This is a genomic window from Pseudomonas sp. NPDC090208 (assembly GCF_044746785.1).
Lineage (GTDB): Bacteria > Pseudomonadota > Gammaproteobacteria > Pseudomonadales > Pseudomonadaceae > Aquipseudomonas.
This window is the reverse complement of sequence record NZ_JBIVCU010000003.1, coordinates 383,419-400,439: the sequence shown is the minus strand read 5'-3', so window position 1 is coordinate 400,439 and position 17,021 is coordinate 383,419. Positions and strand designations below refer to the sequence as shown.

Sequence of the window (17,021 nt, the reverse complement as noted above, 5' to 3'; positions counted from 1 at the left end):
ATCGTGGCCATCACGCTGTTGACCCTGATCATTCTGCTGGTGCTGGCACTCGGCTGGCTGTTGGGTACGCAAACCGGCAGTCGCTGGGCGCTGGGCTGGGTACCGGGGCTGGAAGTCGAAAGCTTTTCGGGGCGTCTGGCCGGGCAATGGCAGGCCGACCGTCTGCGCTGGCAGCAGGGCGAAAACCAGGTCGAGGTCGATGCGCCGCTGTTCGACTGGTCACCGGGTTGCCTGACGCGCATGACGCTGTGCATCAACACCTTGCAGACCGGTGATGTACGCCTGCATTTTCCGCCGTCGGGCGAGCCGGCCAGCAGTGGCCCGATCACTTTGCCCAACCTCAAGCTGCCCTTGGCGATCGAGCTGGGCCGGATTCAGGTCGGCAGCATTCATCTGGATGGCAGCGAGCAGGTCAGCGATCTGCAACTGGCAGCGCACTGGACCGCCGACGGCCTGAAAATCGACAGTGTCCACGTCCGGCGCGACGACATCGTGCTGGACCTCAACGGCTTGTTGAACCCGTCTGGCAACTGGCCGCTGACCGCCCAGGGCCAAGTCAAACTGCCCGATGTCAGCGGCCAGCCACTGTCGCTGAGCCTGAACATCAACGGCGATTTGCTGAAAACCCTCAAACTCGACGCCCAGACCCGTGGCTATATCGAGGCGAAGCTGGTCGGTCAGTTGCAGCCCCTGGCCGACAACCTGCCCGCCGAGATCGCGATCAGCAGCGAGGCCTTCAAGGCCAGCGCCGACCTGCCGGACACCCTGCAACTCAATCAGCTGACCCTCAACGCCAAGGGCGATCTGGCTCAGGGTTACACCATCCTCGGTAACGCCAGCCTGCCTGCCGAGCAGGGCCCGGTGGCGCTGGCCCTGCAAGGGCGTGTGGATGCCAAGGGCGCGGATATCGCGGCGCTGGACCTGACCGCCAGTGCCGAACAGCGGCTCAAACTCAGTGGCAAGCTCGATTGGCAAACGGGCCTGAAGGCCGACGCGAAGATCGACTGGCTCGACTTTCCGTGGCATCGCCTGTATCCGCTGATCGATGAGCCGCAAGTCAGCATTCATACCTTCAGTGGCGAAGTTTCCTATACCGATGGCAAGTACCTGGGCAATTTTGCCGGTGCATTCAAAGGTCCCGCCGGCCCGTTCAGCCTGACCAGTCCGTTCAGCGGCGACCTGCAACAGATTTTTCTGCCACAGGTCGAGCTGGTGGCCGGGCAGGGCAAGGCCAGCGGTCATGTGAACGTGCAGTTCGCCGACGGCGTGGCTTGGGACACAGCGCTCGACCTGAGCGCGCTCGATCCTTCTTTCTGGGTGGCCGAGTTGCCGGGATCGCTGGCCGGACCGTTGCGCAGCAAGGGTGCGTTCAAGAACGAACAGTTGAGTCTGAGCGCCGATCTTGACCTCAAGGGGCGCCTGCGTGGCCAGCCTGCAGTGTTGCAGGCCAAGGCCGATGGCAACGGCAAGCAATGGAACGTCAGTGGCCTGGACATCCGCCTCGGCGACAACCGCATTCAGGGTTCCGGCAGCCTGCAACAGAAGCTGGTCGGGCAACTGGACCTGAATCTGTCACGGCTGGGTCAGCTCTGGCCGGGGTTGCAGGGGCAGGCCAAGGGGCGGCTGGATCTGGCCGGCACGCTACAGGCGCCGCAGGGGCAGTTGGCCTTGCAAGGTTCGCAACTGGCGTATCAGACCCATCGTCTGCAAAGCCTGAACCTCAATGCGAAGCTGGACAGCGCGCAGCGGGCGACCGTCGACCTCAAGGCCGCCAGCATTCAAACGGGCGATACGGCGCTCGGCACCCTGACCGTAGACGGGCAGGGCGATATCAAGCGTCAGCAAGTCAAACTCGACTTGCAAGGGCCGTTGCTCAAGCTGGCGCTGGCCCTGGATGGCAATCTGGACAAAGGCAACTGGCGCGGCCGGCTGGCCAGCGGCGATATCCAGACCGGCGGCCAGGACTGGAAACTGCAACAGCCGGCGAAGCTGGAGCGTCTGGCCGATGGCAAGATCAACTTCGGCGCCCATTGCTGGCTGTCCGGCGCAGCCAGCCTGTGTGGTGAAGATCAACGGTTGATGCCCGATCCACGGCTGCGTTATCACCTCAAGCAATTCCCTCTGGACAGCCTCGCGCAGTGGCTGCCCAGAGACTTTGCCTGGAAAGGCCTGCTCAATGCCGATGTCTCCCTTGACCTGCCGGCCGCCGGGCCCAAGGGTCAGATCATGATCGATGCCAGTGGCGGCACCCTGCGCATCAGAGACCGGCGCCGCTGGCTGGATTTCCCTTATGAAACCCTCAAGCTGACGAGCACCCTGACGCCGAAGAAAGTCGACAGCGTCGTCGATTTTCGAGGTGGCAGGCTGGGGGATCTGCTGGCGAGGCTGAGCATCGATCCGCTGGCGAAAAACAAGACCATCAGCGGTGATTTCAACCTCAGCGGGCTGGATGTCTCGGTGGCGCGGCCATTCGTGCCCATGGTGGAAAAACTCAACGGCAAGCTCAATGGCAGCGGGCGCATCTCCGGCACCCTGCTGGCGCCGCAGGTCAACGGCAACGTCGTGCTCAGCGATGGCGAAGTGTCCGGGCCGGAACTGCCGGTCAGCCTGGAAAAACTCAATGTGCAGGCCTTGATTGCCGGCGAAAACGTTCAGCTCAAGGGCAACTGGAGCAGCGGTGCGAACGGTCAGGGCAGTATCGGCGGGCACATCGCCTGGGCGCAGGCACTGGATGTCGACGTCAGGTTGCAGGGATCGCAACTGCCGATCACCGTCGAGCCGTATGCCAAGCTTGAAGCCGCGCCGGATCTGCACATTACCTTGCAGGGTGAGCGTCTGGCGGTGTCGGGCAAGGTGCTGATTCCCAAGGGTGAGATCATCGTGCGGCAATTGCCGCCGTCCACGGTGAAGGTGTCCGACGACACCGTGATCGTCGGTGCGCAGACCAAGGAGGGCAAGCCGCCGATGGCGATTGCCATGGACGTCAACGTCGAAGTCGGTCAGGAAAAGCTGAGTTTCAGCGGCTTCGGCCTGACCGCCAATCTGGCCGGGCATGTGCACATTGGCGACAATCTCGACACGCGCGGCGAACTCAACCTCAACGATGGCCGTTATCGGGCTTATGGTCAGCGCCTGACCATTCGCAAGGCGCGACTGATGTTTGCGGGCCCTGTGGACCAGCCGTATCTGGACATCGAAGCGATTCGTCAGACCGACGACGTGATCGCCGGTATCCGCCTGACCGGCAGCGCCGAACAGCCGACCACCACGGTATTTTCCGAGCCGGCGATGAGTCAGGAACAGGCATTGTCCTATCTGGTGCTCGGGCGCCCCCTGAGTACCAACGGCGAAGACAACAACATGATGGCCCAGGCGGCGCTGGCTCTCGGGCTGGCGGGCAGTTCGTCCACGGCCGGCAAACTGGCGTCCGGGTTGGGTATCAAGGATTTCGACCTGGACACCTCCGGCAGCGGCGACAAGACCGCTGTGGTCGCCAGCGGCAAGATCACCGACAAGCTCAGCCTGCGCTATGGCGTCGGCGTGTTCGAACCGGCCAACACCATTGCCTTGCGTTACCTGCTGAGCAAGAAGGTCTATCTGGAGGCGGCGAGTGGCGTGGCCAGCTCGCTGGACATCTTCTACAAACGGGACTTTTGAATGCCATGCGCTTGCGGCATTCCCGCAGGAGCGGGCTTGCCCGCGAATGCGTCCGGCGCGGGCACGCTTGTCCCGCGACCGGCGGGGAGTCTGTTGTAAATCCTGTGCACGCTTTTACCTGAAACACCGCATACACCCGTGTGACGACTGCTTCGCAGTCGTTCGCGGCACACGCCGCGCTCCCGCAACAAGTGCCTCGAATATTTTCCCTATACCCCCGCCACATATTTGATATTTCCGCTCTTGATCAACTTCAAGGAATATCAAACCCAGCACTGAACAACTTGCCGCCGGCTCTTTCGAAGCGGGCGCGATGCAACTCTTTTTTGGCCAATGGCCGGTACTGCCAAGCAAACAAACAACAATCCAACAGGCAGCGGGAGTGCGTTTCATCATGTCCATCAACTTGCGAAAAGTGTCTTTCAACAAAACCTTGTGTGCAGCAGCGCTGGCCGTCGGCATGATCGGCGCCGCCGAGGCCGGCACGCTGTCCATCGGCCACACCACCTGGGTCGGCTACGGCACGCTGTACCTGGCCCGCGACCTGGGTTACTTCAAGGAACAGGGCCTGGACGTCAAGCTGTCGACCATGGAAGAAGCTTCGATGTACATGGCCGCCCAGGCCTCCGGGCAGTTGTCCGGCTCGGCCTCGACCATCGACGAAATCCTCAAGTACCGCAGCAAGGACTTCTGCTTCAAGGCCGTCGTAGCGCTGGATGAAAGCCATGGCGGCGACGGTCTGCTGGTGGGCAAGGACGTCGGCAATATCAAGGATCTGGTCGGCAAGTCCATCGCCGTCAACGAAGGCTCGGTGTCGCAGTTCTGGCTGTCGTACCTGCTCAAGCAGAACGGCATGAAGATGAGCGACCTCGACGTGCAGAACATGACCGCTGATGACGCTGCCACCGCCTTTATCGCCGGCCGTGTCCCTGCGGCCGTCACCTGGGAGCCGCACCTGTCGCTGGTGCGCCAGAAAGGCCAGGGCAAAGTGCTGGTCGACAGCAGCACCACGCCGGGGGTGATCGTCGATGTGGTGGCGCTGACCTGCGATGTGATCGACAAGCAGCCGAACGACGTCAAGGCGCTGGTCAAGGGCCTGTACAAGGCCGTGCAGTACACCCATGACCATCCGGAAGAAGCCTACAAGATCATGGCCAAGGGCGTTGGCGGCTACCTCGCCGATCCGAAAGAACTGGCTGCTGCCGCCAAGGGCGTGCGCTTCTATGACCAGCCCATGAGCGAAGCGCTGCTCGGCACCGCCAACAAGCAGGGCGACATCGCCGGCATCATTCGTCTGGCCGACGACACCTGGAGCAGCCTGCAGAACAAGACCCTCGACGTCTCCTATGGCGATCTGGTCGACACCCGTTTCGTCACGCAATAACGCGGAGACTCTGTGATGATTGATCGCAAATCATGGGTCAGCCGCTGCCTGACCCCGAAAGTGGAACTGCCGGCGGCGCTGGTGCTGGCCACCAGCGCCCTCGGCTGGATTCTGGTGTTCGGCCTCTGGGCCGGGCTGTCCTACGGCGGCGTGGTGCCGACCATGTTCCTGCCGACACCGGGCGCGGTGATCGACGCGGCGTGGCGGCTGAGCGCCGACGGCACCCTGGGCAAACACGTGCTGGCCAGCGTCGAAGTGGTGCTGATCGGCTTTGCCGTGTCGTCGGTATTCGCCGTGCCGCTGGGCCTGCTGATGGGCAGCTTCCGGGTGGTGCAGGCGTTTCTCGAACCGCTGGTTAACTTCATCCGCTACCTGCCGGTGACCTCGTTCGTGCCACTGTTCATTCTGTGGATCGGCATCGGCCTGGAACAGCGGGTCACGGTGATCATCTTCGGCGTGTTCTTCCAGCAACTGGTGATGATCGCCGACGTGTCCAAGGGCGTTTCCAAGGACCTGATCAACGCCTCGTACACCCTGGGTTCGACCCGCCGCGACGTGATCCTCCACGTCCTCGGCCCGGCATCGCTGCCCGGTGTGCTCGACACCCTGCGGGTGACCATGGGCTGGGCCTGGACCTACCTGGTGGTCGCCGAGCTGGTGGCGGCCTCCAGCGGTCTGGGCTACATCAGCCTCAAGGCCATGCGCGGCTTCCAGGTCGATGTGATCTTCCTCGCCATTGCGGTCATCGGCCTGCTGGGGCTGCTGACCGACCAATTGTTCCGACTGCTTCGACTGAAGGTGGTGTCATGGGCGCAATAACCGCTATGCATAAACAGGTGCACATCGCGCCGCAACCGGTCAGCGCGCAGCCGCGCCTTGAGGTGGATCAGGTCTGCCTGCGTTATCGCAGCCCGGACGGCAATACCTTCACCGCGCTGGAGAACGTGTCGCTGAACGTGCCGGATCAGCAGTTTGCCGTGCTGGTCGGCCCTTCGGGCTGCGGCAAGTCGAGCCTGCTGTACCTCACCGCCGGGCTGGGCGAACCGACCTCCGGCAGCATCCGCGTCGGCGGGCAGCAGGTGAGCGGGCCGGGTGCCGATCGCGGCATGGTGTTCCAGAGCTACACGCTGTTTCCCTGGTTGACGGTGCGGGAAAACATCGCCTTCGGCCTCAAGCGCAAAGGCATGGCGGCGGCCCAGCGCAAGGAGATCGTCGATTACTACCTCGACGAAGTGGGCCTGACCGCGTTTGCCGAGCGTTATCCCAAGCAGCTGTCCGGCGGCATGATGCAACGCGTGGCGATTGCCCGGGCGCTGGCCAATGACCCGCAGATCCTGCTGATGGACGAACCCTTCGGCGCCCTCGACAGCCAGACGCGCATGCAGATGCAACAGCTGTTGTTGCGGGTCTGGGAGCACAGCAAGAAAACCGTGGTGTTCGTCACCCATGATATCGACGAAGCCATTCTGCTCGGCGACCGGGTCTACGTGATGGGCGCGCGGCCGGGGCGGATCAAGCAGGAACTCGACGTGCCCATGGCCCGGCCGCGGGACATGGACATGGTGATGGATCGTGAATTCATCGAAATGAAGCGGCAGATCCTCGGGTTGTTGCACGACGATCTACAAGTCGCCCATTGACGCCGTACACCCCGTAACAGTCCGGCTTGCCGGCGATGGCGATCTATCAAGTTGATGGGTATCCGCAGATACAACGCCTCCGCCGGCAAGCCGGACTGCGACAGGAAAGTACGGGAAAGTTGTCGTTGTTTAATCGTGAAAGTTACCGCCTGTGCCTATCGAATAATTATGGTCAGGCACACGTTTAATAATAATTTACCGATGACCAGGCGCTACTTAGTCTGCGCTTAGCACCACATTTATTCATGCAATCGCGCCAGGCCCTGGTGAAGGACATTACCCATGCCATTGAATAACACCGAAATCGATACCCTTGTGGTGGGCGCCGGCCAGGCCGGGGTCGCCATGAGCGAACATTTGAGCAATCAGGGCGTGCCGCACCTGGTGCTGGAACGCAGCCGCATCGCCGAAGCCTGGCGCAGTGGCCGCTGGGATTCGCTGGTCGCCAACGGTCCGGCCTGGCATGACCGTTTTCCGGGGCTGGAATTCGACATCCACCCCGATGGTTTTGCCGGCAAGGAACAGGTCGCCGCGTACTTTGAAACCTACGCGAAAAAGATCAACGCACCGATCCGCACCGGTGTCGACGTCAAGCGCGTCACCCGCAATGTCGGGCGCCCGGGCTTCACCGTGGAAACCTCCGAAGGCACGATTCAGGCCCGCCGCGTGGTGGCCGCCACTGGCCCGTTCCAGAAACCGGTGATTCCGCCCATCGCGCCGAAAGACAGTGGTCTGTACCAGATTCACTCGGCGGACTATTTCAACCCGCAGCAACTGCCGGAGGGCGCGGTGCTGGTGGTGGGCGCCGGTTCTTCCGGGGTGCAGATCGCCGAAGAACTGCTGCGTGCCGGCAAGCAGGTGTACCTGTCCGTCGGCCCCCATGACCGTCCGCCGCGCGGCTATCGCAACCGTGATTTCTGCTGGTGGCTGGGCGTGTTGGGCCTGTGGGACACCGAAACCATGCAGCCGGGCCGCGAGCACGTGACCATCGCCGTCAGCGGTGCCCGGGGCGGTCATACCGTGGACTTTCGCCGTCTGGCTCAGGCCGGCATGACGCTGGTCGGCCTGACCGAAAGCTTTGAAAACGGCAAGGTCACCTTCAAGCAGGACCTCAACGAAAATCTTGACCGTGGCGACGAAAATTACCTGGCGCTGCTGGACGCTGCCGACGCGTACGTCGAGCGCAACGGTCTGGACCTGCCGCTGGAACCGTCGGCCCGTGAGCGTGTGGCCGATGCTGCCTGCATCAGTGAACCGCTGCGCGAACTGGATCTGGCCGCCGCCGGGGTCGGTTCGATCATCTGGGCCACCGGTTATGCGGTGGATTACAGCTGGCTGCAGGTCGATGCCTTCGACGCCAAGGGCAAGCCGCGCCATCAACGCGGCGTCGGCAGCGAGCCGGGCATCTATTTCGTTGGCCTGCCGTGGCTGTCGCGCCGGGGCTCGGCGTTCATCTGGGGCGTGTGGCACGACGCCAAGCACGTGGCCGGCCACATCGCCACTCAGCGTTCGTACCAGCACTACCACGATGCCGGCGAGCGCAAGGCCGAAGCGACCAAGCCCAACGTCACGCCGTTGCACAGCGTCGCCAGCCAGAACAAAGCCACCGCCTGATTCTTCAAGACTCATAACCTATGACCGCGCGGCCCGTCAGCCGCGCGTCGCACCCAGGAGCCCGCAATGGCCACCCCGACACACACTCGCATTCGCATGTTCAACACCAAGGACACCTACCCGAACCAGACGCTGGACAACGACCTGTGCCAGGCCGTGCGTGCCGGCAATACTGTGTACGTGCGCGGTCAGGTCGGCACCGACTTCGACGGCAATCTGGTCGGTCTGGGCGACCCGGCCGCCCAGGCCGAGCAGGCCATGAAAAACGTCAAGCAACTGCTGGAAGAGGCGGGCAGCGACCTGTCGCACATCGTCAAGACCACCACTTACATCATCGACCCGCGCTACCGCGAGCCGGTCTACCGCGAAGTCGGCAAGTGGCTCAAGGGCGTGTTTCCGATTTCCACCGGGCTGGTGGTGTCGGCCCTTGGCCAGCCGCAGTGGTTGATGGAAATCGACGTGATCGCCGTGATTCCCGACTGACAGGAGCCGCACCATGACCTTTTCCATCGTTGCCCGCTGTGAAAGCACCGGCCAGTTTGGCATCGCCATCAGTTCGTCGAGCATCGCCGTCGGCGCGCGTTGCCCGTGGCTGCGTCCGGGTGTCGGCGCGGTCGCCTCGCAGAACATCACCTTGCCGTCGCTGGGCCCGGACACGCTGGACCTGCTGGAGCAGCACCTGTCACCGGCCGAAGCGCTGGACAAGGTGCTGACCCGCAACGGCTACAGCCAGTACCGCCAGGTCACCGCCATTGACCATCTGGGCCGCACCGCGCATTTCAGCGGCGCCGAAACCCTGGGTGTGCATAACGCCATCAGCGGTGAGCAGTGCGTGGCGGCCGGCAACATGCTCGCCAGCCCCGGCGTGATCGAAGCCATGGTCCGTGCCTTCGAACAGGCCGAAGGGCAACTGGCGGACCGTCTGCTGGCGGCGATGCAGGACGGCGTGGGCGAGGGCGGCGAAGCCGGGCCGGTGCATTCGGCGGCGCTGGTGGTGGTCGGCGAACTGGTCTGGCCCATCGTCAATCTGCGGGTCGACTGGGCCAATGAAGACCCCATCGGCGAGTTGAACACGCTGTGGCAGGCCTATCGCCCGCAAATGCAGGATTACATCGACCGCGCCCTCGACCCGGCCAAGGCGCCCGGCTACGGCGTGCCCGGAGACGAGCGATGAGCCGCAGCCGTGAGCTGCTGGCGCGGCTGGTGGCCTTCGACACCACCAGCCGCGAATCGAATCTGGCGCTGATCGAGTTCGTCCGCGATTACCTGGCGGGTTTCGATGTGCCCTGCGAGCTGATCTACAACGCGGAACGCACTAAAGCCAATCTGTTCGCCACCCTCGGCCCGGCCACTGTGCCGGGCATCGTGCTGTCCGGGCACACCGACGTGGTGCCGGTCGACGGTCAGGCCTGGAACGTGCCGCCGTTCGAGTTGACCGAGCTGGACGGCCATCTCTACGGCCGTGGCACTGCCGACATGAAAGGCTATATCGCCTGCGTGCTGGCGCTGGTGCCGGCGGCCGTTCAGGTCGAGCTGAGCAGACCGCTGCACATTGCCCTTTCTTATGACGAAGAGGTCGGTTGCCTGGGCGTGCGTTCGTTGCTCGATGTGCTGCGTGAACGTCCGGTCAAACCGCTGCTGTGCGTGATCGGCGAGCCCACCGGCCTCAAGCCGATGCTCGGCCACAAGGGCAAGCTGGCGATGCGTTGCGATGTGCATGGCGCGGCCTGTCATTCGGCCTACGCGCCGCAAGGGGTCAATGCCATCGAGTACGCCGCGCGGCTGATCGCCGAGCTGGGCCGTATCGGCGATGCGCTCAAAGCCCCGGAACTGCACGACGCCCGTTTCGACCCGCCATTTTCCACGGTGCAAACCGGCGTGATCAGCGGCGGCAAGGCGCTGAACATCGTGCCGCAGGACTGCCGTTTCGATTTTGAAGTGCGAGCGCTGCCGCAGATGAATCCCTGGCAGATCGCCGAGCAGTTGCAGCGTTACGCCGCCGATACCTTGCTGCCGGCCATGCGTGCGGTCAGTACGCAGAGCGATATCCGTTTCAGCGAGCTGTCGAGTTATCCGGGCCTTGCCACCTCGGCGCAGAGCCAGGCCGCCGAATGGATCGCACAGTTTTGCGGTTCACAGGCATTCGGCACAGTGGCGTTCGGCACCGAAGGCGGCCTGTTCGATGAGGTTGGCATCGCCACGGTGGTGTGCGGGCCGGGCAGCATGGATCAGGGGCACAAGCCCGATGAGTTCGTCAGCGTGGCACAACTGGGTGCCTGCGATCAGATGCTGCTACGCGTGCTGGCCTTCCTGCAAAACAACCAGCCCGTTTAAAGGGCTGGTTTTCCTCCCTTAGCGAACAATCTGCGCCAATTCGTTGATGCAATGCTCGACAAACAACTGCGCCGGCTTGGTCAGTTGCGAGCGCCGCAGCCACGCTGCCGACAGCCCGGAGCCGGTGACTTCCTCGGCCAGCGGAATGCACACCACCTGTTTGCCGTCGTAGGTGTAGTTGGAGAACGGCTTGGTCACCAGAATCGAGAAACCGAAGCCCTGCGCAACCATGCCGCGCACCATCTCGATGGACGGCGAGCTGAAGGTGATGTGCGGCGAAAGCCCGCGTTCGGTGAAGATGCTGACGAAGTAGGTGCGGCTGGGCAGGGTATCCAGCAGGATCATCGGCTCCAGCACCAGGTCATGCAGCGACACCTTCGATTGATGGGCGAAGCGGTGGTCGGCCGGCAGCAGCGCGTAGGGTTGCTGCGGAGGCATCAGCGGCGCGGTTTCGATGGTGTGATCCAGGTCGTGCTCGAACAGCATGGCCAGGTCGATGCTGCCACCCGTGAGGGCCTGAATCAGTTCCTGCTGGTCGCCATCACGGATGCGGATTTCCACCCCCGGCCAGCGCTCGCGAAAACCGGCGATCAGCCTTGGCAGGTACAGCGGCGCGACGGTTTCATAGCAGCCGATGTCGATCTGCCCGGCCACCACATCGTTGTCGGCCAGGGCGTTCTGCTCGAACTCGTGGGCCATGCGCAGCAACTCCTGCGCCTTGCGGTAGAAGCGGGTGCCGGCCGGGGTCAGAGACATGCCGTTGGCGTGCTGACGGATAAACAGCTGGACGTTGAAACTGTCTTCGAGCTGGCGAATCGCGGTCGACACCGAAGGCTGCGCGATATACAGCTTGCGCGACGCCTCGGCGACGCTGCCGCATTCGACCACGGCGGTGAAGTACTTCAACTGGCGAAGGTTATAGGCAGCCACAGAGTCCTCTCATCAACATTCCGAAATGTACGTGCCACCTTGTAGGAGCTGGCTTGTCCTGCGACCGGCGACAACGTCGTCGTAAAACCTGCACATGCGGTCTGCCTGTCACACCGCATGCGCAGGTTTTACGACTGCTGCGCAGCCGCTCGCAGGACAAGCCAGCTCCTACAGGTATGCGCCGATCGCTCCGTAGCAGTCCGGCTTGCCAGCGGCAGCGATATCGAAGACGCCATCGCGGGCAAGCGCGCTCCTACGGGTCGGGTGTCAGCCCCGTTAGAGGGCAACCGCAAAACCGGCAAGGCTTACCCCGATTATCCGGCGACACGCTCCGTCTGCGGTATGAGCTTTTTTATCTTCAGGCGCCTTATAAAAACTAATCCATCCGCACCGATCTGGTGCGCCAGTCATAAGTTTTTTCTTCGCCAGACGGAACATATTTACGAATTTCGCCCGCCAGACACTCTCGGCACACTGGATTTGCCCGGTGCCGCCAGGCATCGCAGAACAACAACGATCAAGCGGGCGCACTTATTGCCCTTCTGCCAGCAATCCCCATGCCTTGCGCAGTCAACGAGCGAATACCATGCACGATTCCGATCTCAAGCCCGCTTCACTGGAACTCTCGACCATTCAACCCATCCCCGCCGACCAACGCCACGGTCGGCCGCGCGACCTGTTCACCATCTGGTTCGGCTCCAACATCATGGTCCTGACCGTGGTCACCGGTGCGCTGGCGGTGACGGTGTTCAAGATGCCGTTTCTCTCGGCGATGCTCGCGCTGGTGCTGGGCAACCTGATCGGCGGCGTGTTCATGGCCCTGCATTCCGCGCAAGGGCCACAGCTTGGTGTGCCGCAGATGGTGCAGACCCGTGGTCAGTTCGGCTCCTTTGGCTCGCTGTTGGTGGTGGGGCTGGTGGTGATCATGTACCTGGGCTTTTTCGCCTCCAACCTGGTGCTGGGCGGACAGTCGCTGCACAGCCGCTTTCCGGTGTTTTCCAGTAACGGCGCAATTGTTCTGGTGGGAGTGATCAGCGTGATCGCCACCATCTTCGGCTATCGCCTGATCCATGCCTATACGCGGGTCATGGCGTATGCCTCCGGTGCGGTGTTGCTGCTGGCGTTTGTCTGGATCATGGCGGTACACGGCTTGCCGCAGGATTTCCTCAGCCGTGGCGAGTTCAGCATGGCCAGGTTTCTCGGCACCCTGTCGGTGGCAGCGCTGTGGCAGTTGGCGTATGCGCCGTATGTTTCCGACTATTCGCGCTACATGCCGGCAGATACCGGTGCGCGCCCGGCGTTCTGGGCCAGTTACTGGGGCTGCTGCCTGGGCTCGATCCTGCCGATGACCCTCGGCGTGCTGGTCGGTCTGTCGGTGGAAGGCAACGTGATCGACGGACTGGTCAGCATGACCGGCAGCATCAGCGCGCTGGTCGTGGTGGTGTTCGCCACCGGCATTGCCGCGACCAACGCCATGAACCTGTACTGCGGCACGCTCTCGACCATCACCGTCGGCCAGACCCTGATCCCGACCTGGGCCGCCGGTGCCTCGGCGCGGGCAATCACCGCACTGGTGCTGTTCGGCATTTCCCTGGCGCTGGCCTTGCTGGGTCAGGACGACTTCATGGTCAACTACACCAACTTCATTCTGTTGCTGCTTTACGTGCTGGTGCCGTGGACCGCGATCAACCTGGTCGATTACTACCTGGTTGCCCATGGTCAGTACGACGTGGCGTCGTTCTTCCGCCGTGATGGCGGCATCTATGGCTACTTCAACTGGACCGCCGTGAGCTGCTATGTGCTCGGTGTGCTGGTGCAGGTGCCGTTCATGGCCACCGAGCTGTACACCGGCGTCGCGGCCCGCGCGCTGGGCGGTGCCGATATCTCCTGGCTGGTGGGTCTGGCGGTGATTTCGCCGCTGTACTGGTGGGCCAGCAAACGCCGTGCTTCGCGCATCACTTCAATCATGCAAGGGAGTGTCTGATGAACGCATACGACTACATCATCGTCGGCGCGGGCTCGGCCGGCTGCGTGCTGGCCAACCGGTTGAGTGCCGACCCGCAGAACCGCGTGTGCCTGATCGAAGGCGGCAGCCACGACAACAACGTGCGCATCCAGACCCCGGCCGGCACCATCACTCTGTACAAGAGCCGCAAGTACAGCTGGAATTTCTTTTCCACGCCGCAGAAACAGCTCGACAACCGTCGGCTGCACACACCACGGGGCAAGATGCTCGGTGGTTCCAGCTCGATGAATAGCATGATCTACATCCGTGGGCATGCCAGCGATTACGATCGCTGGGCCGCCGCCGGTTGCCCCGGCTGGGACTGGAACAGCCTGCTGCCGTACTTCAGGAAGTCAGAGTGCAATCTGCTGGGGCAGGATCTGCATTATCACGGCACCCAGGGTGAGCTGTGCGTGGACCAGCCCCGCGAGCCGAATCCGGTGTCGCGGCTGTTCGTCAAAGCCGCCGAGCGTTGTGGCATCCGCCGCAACGACGACTTCAACGGCGCCGCTTTCGAAGGTGTCGGCATCTACAACGTCACCCAGAAAGACGGCAAGCGCCTGTCCAGCTACCGCGCTTTCGTACAGCCGGTGCTGGAGCGCAGCAACCTGACGGTCATCACTGATTGCACGGTCAAGGGCGTGGTTCTGGACGGCCAGCGTGTGACTGGTGTGCGGGTGGTGGACGGGCAGGGTGAATCGATCATTCATGCCCGCCGTGAAGTGATCCTCAGCGCGGGCGCCTTGGGCAGCGTGCAGTTGCTATTGGCCTCCGGCATTGGCCCGAAGGGAGAGCTGGAACAGGCGGGTGTCACGCCGCTGCACGACCTGCCGGGGGTGGGCAAGAACCTGCAGGATCACCTCGACGGCCTGATTACCGTGCGCTCGAAATCGCCACTGACCTTGGGCTTTTCCCTTGGCGCATTGCCGAGCATCGTCAGCGCGCCGTTTCGTTACCTGTTTGGCCGAAAGGGCTGGCTGACCACCAACTACGTCGAAGCCGGCGGCTTTGCCCGTACGCCGCTGGCCGGTGAGCTGCCGGACGTGCAATTCCACTTCGTGCCCGGCTACCGCAGCCATCGTGGGCGCCTGTTTGAATGGGGTCACGGCTACGCCGTCCACACTTGTGTGCTGCGCCCGCGCAGCATCGGCGAAATCCGCTTGCAGGCTAACGGCGAGATGGCTATCGATTTCAACTTCCTTGCTAACGCGGAAGATGGCCGCGTACTGGTCGAAGGTTTGAAACTGGCGCGCAAGGTCCTGGCCGATCAAGGCTTCGACGGCATTCGCGGCACCGAAATGCTGCCCGGCAAACAGGTGCAGACCGACGAACAACTGCTGACCTACATCCGCGCACACGCCGCCACCGTCTTCCACCCGGTGGGCACCTGCAAAATGGGCAGCGACCCCATGAGCGTGGTCAGCCCTGAGCTGAAAGTCCACGGCCTCCAAGGCCTGCGCGTGGCCGACGCCTCGATCATGCCGACCCTGATCAGCGGCAACACCAATGCGCCGTGCATCATGATCGGCGAGAAGGCAGCGGATCTGATTCTGGGGTGGGTGAGGGTGGGCGCCGAACAAAAAGCAGCGACAGCGCTGAGCGTATAGACCGGGCACGCGTTGCGATGTGGGCCAAACCTGTAGGCGCCGGCTTGCTGGCGAATGCGATGTGTCAGCTTCCAATTCAGCGGCTGACTTGACGCGGTTCGCCAGCAAGCCGGCTTCTACGAGGACGTGGAAACCCCAAAGCTGCGGCCACCACAAATCTCTGTGGGAGGGAGCTCTGCTCGCGATGACGGTGGGGCAGTTGATGCAGCATTGTCTGGGTTGACGCTATCGCGAGCAGAGCTCCCTCCCACGGCCTTCGGCCAGAATCAAACGCGGATGGCGCACACCGCTTCGTAGCAGTCCGGCTTGCCGGCGGCGGCAATCTTGAGGACGCCTTCGCGGGCGAGCCCGCTCCCACAGGTATCCGTGGCCCGCAAGACTGTATGCGTTCATCCAGAGCAGGCCGACCGGTCGGTCGCCTCGGCGAGCTTTTGATTTTGATGTTGGGGCCCCGTCCCAGAAGGCCGAACGCAGGCGATGTGGAGTGGGTCGAGCGACAGGATGTCGCGAGAGCCGCGTGGGCCATGGATGGCCCATTCGCGGCGTGCCCACGGAGCATTGCCGGAGTGAGGGTACATCGAGCCTAGGCGAGATGCCGTATGGCGGGGTAGAGAGCCCTTGGTTACTTGGGGCTTTTCCAAGTAACTCGCCGTGAGGCGAAACAAGGCTGCGTTAGCAGACCATGCGGTGCATCAGACACACCGTAGGCACAGGTTTTACGACGACTTCGTCGCCGGTCGCAGGGCAAGCCAGCTCCTACAGCCGATCGCGGGCAAGCGCGCTCCTACGGGTAACGGCAGCGTGGCTCCCCCTAAAGGGTGATAGGCCGCACCCTTTGCCCGTGAGAAGATCGCTCAAAACCGGGTGCCATCACGGCATCCACCCAACCGCACAAGGCTGCGACCATGGCAAGCAATCGACTGACCTCCACGGACTGGTATGCACATCTCGCCGGGGTGACCCGCGAGATCGGCCAGCCGGGGTTTGTCGAAGCGCTGTTCGCGGCACTGTGCTACCTGGCACCGAGCCAGGGCACGATGGTGTTTCTGTTCCCCCGTCGCGGCCTGCCGTCGGCACTGATCGAACCGGATGACGACGGACCCTGGCTGCCGGAAGGCAGCATCCGCCAGTATCTGGAAGGCCATTACCTGCTGTGCCCGTTCTACCGGGCGGTGATGGACGGCGTGGACGGCGGTTGCTATCAACTGGCCGATGTCGCCCCGGACCACTTCAAGCGCAGCGAGTACTACCTGACCTTCTACCAGCACTCGCACCTGGAGGACGAAGTGAATTACTTCGTGCACCTGAGCGACGAGCTGACCATTGCCGTCGAGCTCGCCACCACCGGCAACTACAGCACCGCGCAGATGCGTGACCTCAAATGCATCACGCCGTGGTTGCAGGCGGTGGTCGGTCAGCACTGGAGCGGCTTGACGGCGCCGAGGCAGGGTGGGCGTTTCGAGAGCGTGATCGAGCGGCAGATCACCAGCGCCTTGAGCAATTTTGGCGCGTCGCTGCTGACCGAACGTGAATGCAGCATCGTCCAGTTGCTGCTGCGCGGTTATTCGAGCAAGGCGCTGGCCCAGCGTTTCGGCGTGTCCGAGGACACGATCAAGACCCACCGCAAGAACATCTACGTGAAGCTGGACATCTCCAGTCAGTCGGAGCTGTTTTCACTGTTCATCAACTCCCTGGCGCTGGCCCGGGACGGTCTGTCGAAAGACCCGCTGGCGTATTACCTCGACCACCGACACTGACGCCACCTCAAGACTTCCCGATATGCAGCACACCCCGGCCAATCCTCGGTTTGGCCTGACGGCAGGCTGTTGCCTGAAAAAAACACGACAACA

Annotated in this window: 12 protein-coding genes; 11 read left to right on the top strand and 1 reads right to left on the bottom strand. The window is 62.8% G+C overall.

Features of this window, described 5'->3' with window-relative positions; translation table 11 throughout:
* The first annotated feature begins 3 nt into the window (after positions 1 to 3).
* The 8 genes from ACIPL0_RS07520 (at position 4) to argE (ending at position 10,629) form a co-directional block, all read left to right on the top strand.
* A complete protein-coding gene (locus ACIPL0_RS07520) occupies positions 4 to 3,657 on the top strand; it encodes a translocation/assembly module TamB domain-containing protein (RefSeq protein ID WP_400596035.1) in 3,654 nt (1,217 codons plus the stop codon).
* A gap of 460 nt (positions 3,658 to 4,117) precedes the next feature.
* The gene (locus ACIPL0_RS07515) at positions 4,118 to 5,041 is read left to right on the top strand and encodes an ABC transporter substrate-binding protein (RefSeq protein WP_400596037.1); all 924 of its coding nucleotides are present in this window, start codon (positions 4,118 to 4,120) and stop codon (positions 5,039 to 5,041) included.
* 15 nt (positions 5,042 to 5,056) lie between these two features.
* The gene (locus ACIPL0_RS07510) at positions 5,057 to 5,860 is read left to right on the top strand and encodes an ABC transporter permease (RefSeq protein WP_400595500.1); all 804 of its coding nucleotides are present in this window, start codon (positions 5,057 to 5,059) and stop codon (positions 5,858 to 5,860) included.
* Positions 5,848 to 6,681 carry an ABC transporter ATP-binding protein gene (locus ACIPL0_RS07505; RefSeq protein WP_400595502.1) on the top strand — a complete coding sequence of 278 codons (834 nt, stop codon included), beginning with the start codon at positions 5,848 to 5,850 and terminating at the stop codon, positions 6,679 to 6,681. Before ACIPL0_RS07510 ends, ACIPL0_RS07505 begins: the two co-directional genes overlap by 13 nt.
* Positions 6,682 to 6,963: 282 nt before the next feature.
* On the top strand, positions 6,964 to 8,295 hold the full coding sequence (locus tag ACIPL0_RS07500) for a flavin-containing monooxygenase (RefSeq protein WP_400595504.1): 1,332 nt from the start codon (positions 6,964 to 6,966) through the stop codon (positions 8,293 to 8,295).
* Positions 8,296 to 8,361: 66 nt separating this feature from the next.
* A complete protein-coding gene (locus ACIPL0_RS07495) occupies positions 8,362 to 8,778 on the top strand; it encodes a RidA family protein (RefSeq protein ID WP_400595506.1) in 417 nt (138 codons plus the stop codon).
* 13 nt (positions 8,779 to 8,791) lie between these two features.
* Positions 8,792 to 9,469: a DUF1028 domain-containing protein gene (locus tag ACIPL0_RS07490; protein WP_400595508.1), complete on the top strand. Its 678-nt coding sequence runs from the start codon at positions 8,792 to 8,794 to the stop codon at positions 9,467 to 9,469.
* Positions 9,466 to 10,629 carry an acetylornithine deacetylase gene (gene argE / locus ACIPL0_RS07485; RefSeq protein WP_400595510.1) on the top strand — a complete coding sequence of 388 codons (1,164 nt, stop codon included), beginning with the start codon at positions 9,466 to 9,468 and terminating at the stop codon, positions 10,627 to 10,629. Before ACIPL0_RS07490 ends, argE begins: the two co-directional genes overlap by 4 nt.
* 18 nt (positions 10,630 to 10,647) lie before the next feature.
* On the opposite strand, the gene ACIPL0_RS07480 is transcribed toward argE, so the two are convergent.
* Positions 10,648 to 11,559 carry a LysR family transcriptional regulator gene (locus ACIPL0_RS07480; RefSeq protein ID WP_400595512.1) on the bottom strand — a complete coding sequence of 304 codons (912 nt, stop codon included), beginning with the start codon at positions 11,557 to 11,559 and terminating at the stop codon, positions 10,648 to 10,650.
* 586 nt (positions 11,560 to 12,145) lie between these two features.
* On the opposite strand from ACIPL0_RS07480, the gene ACIPL0_RS07475 reads away from it, so the two are divergent.
* The 3 genes from ACIPL0_RS07475 (at position 12,146) to ACIPL0_RS07465 (ending at position 16,928) form a co-directional block, all read left to right on the top strand.
* The gene (locus ACIPL0_RS07475) at positions 12,146 to 13,543 is read left to right on the top strand and encodes a purine-cytosine permease family protein (RefSeq protein ID WP_400595514.1); all 1,398 of its coding nucleotides are present in this window, start codon (positions 12,146 to 12,148) and stop codon (positions 13,541 to 13,543) included.
* On the top strand, positions 13,543 to 15,171 hold the full coding sequence (locus tag ACIPL0_RS07470; protein ID WP_400595516.1) for a GMC family oxidoreductase: 1,629 nt from the start codon (positions 13,543 to 13,545) through the stop codon (positions 15,169 to 15,171). The genes ACIPL0_RS07475 and ACIPL0_RS07470 overlap by 1 nt, the downstream gene beginning before the upstream one ends.
* 905 nt (positions 15,172 to 16,076) lie before the next feature.
* Positions 16,077 to 16,928 (top strand): response regulator transcription factor, encoded by an 852-nt coding sequence (locus ACIPL0_RS07465; protein WP_400595518.1) that lies wholly within the window; start codon positions 16,077 to 16,079, stop codon positions 16,926 to 16,928.
* Positions 16,929 to 17,021 lie beyond the last annotated feature (93 nt).

Bases quoted from the DNA above. Each gene is read 5' to 3' on its own strand.
- argE (WP_400595510.1), top strand. From the start codon at position 9,466: ATGAGCCGCAGCCGTGAGCTGCTGGCGCGGCTGGTGGCCTTCGACACC.
- ACIPL0_RS07505 (WP_400595502.1), top strand. From the start codon at position 5,848: ATGGGCGCAATAACCGCTATGCATAAACAGGTGCACATCGCGCCGCAA.
- ACIPL0_RS07475 (WP_400595514.1), top strand. From the start codon at position 12,146: ATGCACGATTCCGATCTCAAGCCCGCTTCACTGGAACTCTCGACCATT.
- ACIPL0_RS07465 (WP_400595518.1), top strand. From the start codon at position 16,077: ATGGCAAGCAATCGACTGACCTCCACGGACTGGTATGCACATCTCGCC.
- ACIPL0_RS07510 (WP_400595500.1), top strand. From the start codon at position 5,057: ATGATTGATCGCAAATCATGGGTCAGCCGCTGCCTGACCCCGAAAGTG.
- ACIPL0_RS07470 (WP_400595516.1), top strand. From the start codon at position 13,543: ATGAACGCATACGACTACATCATCGTCGGCGCGGGCTCGGCCGGCTGC.
- ACIPL0_RS07490 (WP_400595508.1), top strand. From the start codon at position 8,792: ATGACCTTTTCCATCGTTGCCCGCTGTGAAAGCACCGGCCAGTTTGGC.
- ACIPL0_RS07495 (WP_400595506.1), top strand. From the start codon at position 8,362: ATGGCCACCCCGACACACACTCGCATTCGCATGTTCAACACCAAGGAC.
- ACIPL0_RS07500 (WP_400595504.1), top strand. From the start codon at position 6,964: ATGCCATTGAATAACACCGAAATCGATACCCTTGTGGTGGGCGCCGGC.
- ACIPL0_RS07515 (WP_400596037.1), top strand. From the start codon at position 4,118: ATGATCGGCGCCGCCGAGGCCGGCACGCTGTCCATCGGCCACACCACC.